Origin of the sequence: Streptomyces sp. NPDC001093 (genome assembly GCF_040298985.1) — a bacterium.
GTDB lineage: Bacteria > Actinomycetota > Actinomycetes > Streptomycetales > Streptomycetaceae > Streptomyces.
In genome coordinates, this window is the sequence record NZ_JBEPBF010000248.1 from 1 (window position 1) to 5,508 (window position 5,508).

At 74.5% G+C, this 5,508-nt stretch carries 4 protein-coding genes; all 4 read left to right on the forward strand.

The window, feature by feature from the left end; all coding sequences use genetic code 11:
* Positions 1-150 precede the first annotated feature (150 nt).
* Complete coding sequence (locus ABT288_RS49200) at positions 151-768, forward strand: Pvc16 family protein (RefSeq protein WP_351623317.1); 618 nt, start codon at positions 151-153, stop codon at positions 766-768.
* 20 nt (positions 769-788) lie between these two features.
* Positions 789-2,807 carry an ATP-binding protein gene (locus ABT288_RS49205; protein ID WP_351623319.1) on the forward strand — a complete coding sequence of 673 codons (2,019 nt, stop codon included), beginning with the start codon at positions 789-791 and terminating at the stop codon, positions 2,805-2,807.
* Positions 2,798-3,175 carry a hypothetical protein gene (locus ABT288_RS49210; RefSeq protein WP_351623321.1) on the forward strand — a complete coding sequence of 126 codons (378 nt, stop codon included), beginning with the start codon at positions 2,798-2,800 and terminating at the stop codon, positions 3,173-3,175. Before ABT288_RS49205 ends, ABT288_RS49210 begins: the two co-directional genes overlap by 10 nt.
* On the forward strand, positions 3,172-5,508 hold a 2,337-nt coding region (locus ABT288_RS49215), incomplete at its 3' end, for an eCIS core domain-containing protein (RefSeq protein WP_351623323.1). The genes ABT288_RS49210 and ABT288_RS49215, both read left to right, overlap by 4 nt.

Sequence of the window (5,508 nt, forward strand, 5' to 3'; positions counted from 1 at the left end):
GACCGTGCACATCAGCATCGGCCGGCTGGAGGTCCGCGCCGCCGCACGCGCTGCCGCGGCCGCGCGCCCGTCCGAGCGTCCGCAGCGGTCCGGTCGTCCGTCGCCCGTGCTGAGCCTGGAGAAGTACCTGTCCCGCGGGGAGGCCCAGCGATGAGCAACACGCTCGCCGTGGCCACGGTCACCGAGGCGCTGCGCCAGCAGATCGCGCAGTCGCTGGCGCCCGACATCCCGTTCGCCGTCGACGTCGCCGCGCGCAAGCCGCCCACAGACCCGCCGGCCGAGCCGACGATCACCGTCTTCCTGTACCAGGTGACGCCCAACGCCTCGCTGCGCAACACGGACGCGCCCACCCGAGCGGCCGACGGCACCGTGCTCACCCGGCCCTCGGCCGCCCTCGACCTGCACTACCTGATCAGCTTCTACGGCGACGAGGCCGAGCTGGTCCCGCAGCGCCTGCTGGGCTGCGTGGTGCGCACCCTGCACGAGAGCCCGGTGCTGTCCAGGGCGATGATCGAGGCCGCCGCCGAGCAGCCCTACCTCCAGGGCACCGACCTGGCCGACTCCCCGCAGCGGGTGCGCTTCACACCCACCGCGCTGGACATCGACGACACGTCCAAGCTCTGGGGGATGCTCTACCAGAACAACACCCCCTACGCCCTCTCCCTCATCTACCAGGGCATCGCCGTGATGATCGACGGCCGTGCGACACCGGTCGAGCCCAAGCCCGTCAAGACCCGCACCGTGCACGCCGTGCCGGACATGGGCTGAGCGGGAGCGGAGTCACGGACATGGGAGGGGAGACGGCGAAGGTGCCGGGCGACGGCGATCTGCACCACAAGGCGCTGTCCGTAGCGGTGGAGGCGGTGCTGGCCCGCCTGGACGCGCACGCGTCCGGGCGCGAGGGCGGCGGCACCGCCCGGACCGAGCTGCCCGCCTGCCCGGAACCGGAGCCCGGCAGCGCCCTGGACACCCTCTGCTCCTGCTTCGGCCTGAGCCCCTTCGAGCGCGACATCCTCGTCCTGGCCGCCGCAGCGGAGCTGGACTCCACCACCGCGAGCCGCTGCGCCGCGGCCGGTGGCGACCCGGCGCGGCCGTACCCGACCTTCTCACTCGCCCTGGCCGCCCTGGACGACGCCCACTGGAGCGCGCTCGCCCCGGTCGGCCCGCTGCGCCGCTGGCGGTTGCTCGAACTCGACGACCGTGACGGGACCGTCGCCCTCACCGCCTCCCGCATCCGGATCGACGAGCGGATCCTGCACTTCCTCGTCGGTGTCGACTATCTGGACGTCCGCCTGCACGGGCTGCTGACCCGGATCGCCACGCCGACGCAGGCCCTGCCGCCGGCGCACTTGCGCACCGCAGGTGAGGTGTCCGCGAGTTGGGCCGCGGCCGAGCTGGACACCCTGCCGCACGTCGAGCTGGTCGGGGGCGACCGGCAGACCCGCTGGGAGATCGCCGCCGCCGCGGCCCGGGAGTCCGGGCTCACCCTGTACGTCGTCTCCGCCGAGGACCTCCCGACCGATCCCGGCGAGCGCGACCAACTCGCCCGGCTGTGGCAGCGGGAGGCGGTGCTGCTGCCCGCGGCCCTGCTGGTGGAGTCGCACGACGGTACGTCGGTCTCGCTGGGCGAGGCGCCGTCCGGGCTGTCCGCCCGGGACGCCTCGGCCGCCGTGGACGCCCTGACCGCCGGTCTCGCCGTACCGCTGGTGCTCTCCGCCGACGACCCGCGTCCGGCGACCGCTCGCGCCCGCGCCGAGCGAGTGACCGTTCCGGCGCTCAGCGCCGAGGAGCAACTCGACGTCTGGGCCGGTGCGTTGGGTGATCTCCCGAACATCACGGAGAGTGGACTGCGCGGGCTGGTCGCCCAGTTCTCGCTGCCCGCACACGTCATCCGCTCGGCGGCGACGTCGGTACGGCGTTCATCGGACGACGGCGAAGGCGGCAGCGACTCGACCCGACTGGCGTGGCGTGCCGGCCTGGTGGAGGCCCGCATGGCCCTCGACGAGCTCGGCCGCCGGGTGGAGCCGCGCGCCGGCTGGAACGATCTGGTCGTCGCCGAACGCCAGCGCGCGATCCTCCGCGAGATCGTCGCCCACGTACGGCGCCGGGGCACCGTCCACCAGGAGTGGGGCTTCGAGAGCGTGCTGCGCCGCGGACTCGGCGTCACCGCGCTCTTCGCGGGCGGATCCGGCACCGGAAAGACGCTGGCTGCCGAGGTGATGGCGGGCGAGCTGGGTGTGGACCTCTTCGTCATCGACCTCTCGCAGGTGGTCAGCAAGTACATCGGCGAGACGGAGAAGAACCTCCGCCGGGTCTTCGACGCGGCCGAGCGCGGCGGCGCCCTGCTGCTCTTCGACGAGGCCGACTCGCTCTTCGGCAAGCGCAGCGAGGTCAAGGACAGCCACGACCGGTACGCCAACCTCGAGGTCAGCTACCTCCTGATGCGCATGGAGGCCTACCGCGGGCTGGCCGTCCTCACCACCAACATGAAGAAGGCCCTCGACAACGCCTTCATGCGGCGGATCCGCTTCGTCGTCGACTTCCCCTTCCCGTCCGTGCCGGAGCGCGCCGAGATCTGGCGCCGTGTCATCCCGGACCGGACACCCACGGAGGGCCTGGACCCCGAGCGGCTCGCCCAGCTCACCGTCGCGGGCGGCTCCATCCGCAACATCGCGCTGGCCGGCGCCTTCCTCGCCGCCGAGGAGGGCAGTCCGGTGCGCATGCAGCACATGCTCGCGGCGGCGCGCACCGAGTACCTCAAGCTCGAACGCTCCCTGACGCCTTCGGAGGTGGACGGGTGGATCTGAACAACGTGCACATCACGCGCGAGGGGCACCACCCGACCGCCGGCAGGCCGCAGGTGCCCACCCCCGCCGCGCCGACGGCGATCCGCATCGACATCGGTGAACTCGCCTTCGACGGCTTCGACTTGACGGCGCGCGATGCCGACCGCGTCCGCGAGGCGTTCCACGGCGAGCTGGACCGGCTGGTCCGCGAGCGCGGTGTCCCGGCCGCCCTGCTCGCCGACGGCGACCGCGCACTCGACCTCCTCTCCGGCCTGTCCGAGCTGCCCGCCACCGGCAACCCGCGCCGCCTGGGCGAGGCCCTCGCCCGCGCGGTCCACGCCGGCCTGTCCGGTGCCGGTGCCGCGAACGACCGCAGGGGGCGCCGTTGAGCAGCACCCACGCGCCCGCGCAGAGCCGGCAGAGCAGCAGCGGCGGCACCAAGCAGAAGGCCCGCAAGCCGCAGCGCTCCGCCCGTACGCCCGAGCCCAAGGAGATCATCAGCGGAGCCGGACACCCCCTGGACCCTGGCGTCCGCCGGGAGCTGGAGGCACGGCTCGGCCACGACTTCAGCCGCGTGCGCGTGCACACCGACGAGGACTCCGCCGCGCTGGCCGACCTGGTCGGCGCCGACGCGGTCACCGTCGGCCAGGAGATCTTCTTCCGCAAGGGCGCCTTCCGCCCCGGCACCGAGGACGGCCGCCGCCTGCTCTCCCACGAGCTGCTGCACACCGTCCAGGCCCCGGACCAGCCCGGGCGGCTGCGCGCAGGCCGCGACTTCGGCGGCGTCAGCCTGCCGACCGACGCCGTCGAGCAGCAGGCCGAACAGGGCGCGCGCGGCGCGGACGCGAAAACGCCCGAGGTGACCCGCGATGCCTCCGCCACCCCGGGCTGGCTCCGCTACGCCCGCGTCGACGCCGACCGGCTGCGCAGCGAACGCCTCGACCCCGCGACTCTGGTGGACCGGCTCACCGCCGGCATCCTCCGCTCCCTGCGCGGCGACCCCACCGACTCCTCCGGCCGTGTGCGCAGGCAACTGGTCCGGTTCGCAACCGAGTTGGAGCAGGCGGTGCTCGCCAAGCTCGAACTCCGCCTGCCGTCCTCCGACTACCAGCGCGTCCTCGCCCTCGCCGAGCAGACCTCGCACCTGCCAGAGGGGCTGGACACCCCGCTCGCCCCGGTCCCGGTCACGGACACGGTCGACCGGACCGAGGCCGAGCACGACCAGGACGAGGTGCGCGAACGGGACCACCGCGAGACCGAGCAGGAGCACCGCGACGACGCGGCCGAGGGCCGCCGACGCGAGCGCCGGCGCCCGGACGGTTCCTCCGGGGAGCCGGAGGAGGGCCGGGTCCAGCAGTGGCCCGAGCACGAGCAGCGGCACGAGGAAGAGCACCGGCAGCAACGCGACCACCAGGACGAGCTGAAGAAGCGCAAGCCCTCCGGGCAGCGTGGGCCCGGAAAGCAGGACTCCCGGCAGCGGAGCGGGACTTCGTCCTCGAGCGGCACCGGGGGCGGCACCTTTGCGTCCTCGGAGTCTCCGGTGCCCGATGGCACCACCGCCGGCCAGTCCGCATCCGCCCAGCCCGACGCCGCCACCGGGGGCCAGGCGCAGGCGGCCCAGCCGGGGCAGGACCAGGCCCAGGGCGCAACCGCCGCCCAGCAGCAGACCGACGGCAAGGACGCCCAGGACAGGAACCGCAAGGACCAGCAGGACCAGCAGGCCCAGCAGCAGAAGACCGACCAGAGCAAGGACCCCAAGGACAAGCCCGCCGCCGCGAAGGCCGAGGGCTCGCCGGAGCACGAGCGGAAGTCCGCGACCCAGCAGCCCGCCGCCGGCAGCAAGCCGCACAACCCGGACCACCTGCCCACCCCGCAGCCCGGTCCCGTGCGCCCGGAGGAGGTCGACAAGACCGCCGAGGACCGTGGCGGCTCGCTGGTCCGCCACGGCGTCCTCGACGACGACGAGGAGCACGGCGAGCATCCCGAGCAGGAGCAGCCCGAGGGCCTGGAGCCGGGCGCCGACAGCGACGTCGACGGTCCGCACGGCGCAGAGATGTCCGCCGGCACCGGCGAGGCGGAGACCGCGCTCAAGCCGGAGGACTTCGTCCCCTCCGCCGACCTCGACGTCTCGGCCGTCCCGACAGCCGACCGGATCCACCTGCCCGACGACGGTTCCGCCCCGGCCCCCGACGAGGTCCCCGGCTTCCCGGCGCCGCCCCCGACCAAGGCGGAGCAGGTCCAGGCCGCGCGCGAGAGCGAGCGCGAGGACGACGAGCCCGCCGAGCCTCCCGCCGCGACGGCCCCGCCCGCTCCGGGTCGCCGTACTCCGCAGTCGGCCCCGCAGCCGGGCCCCGTCGCCGAGAACGAGGCCGGGGACCGCACCGAGCGCGACCTCCAGACCGAGAAGCCGGCCGAGCAGGAGGTCGGTCCGGACCCCGAGCACACCCAACCCGCCGACGACGCCTCCCCGGCCGCGAAGCCGGAGGCCGAGTCCGGCGAACCGGCTGACAGTACGTCAGCACGCGGTCCGCGGACCGAAGAAGGCACGGCCCCCGCCCCCGCCCAGCAGGAGAGCGCCGCCGAGCACAACGAGCGCCAGGAGGCCGAGCACGCCCCGGCCCCCGCGGCACCGGCCTCCGCCCGCGCCTCCGCGCGGCCCGCCGCGGCGCCGTACTCGCCCCGACCGGCGGGCGCCCCACAGGGGTCGATCCACGAGGCGGGG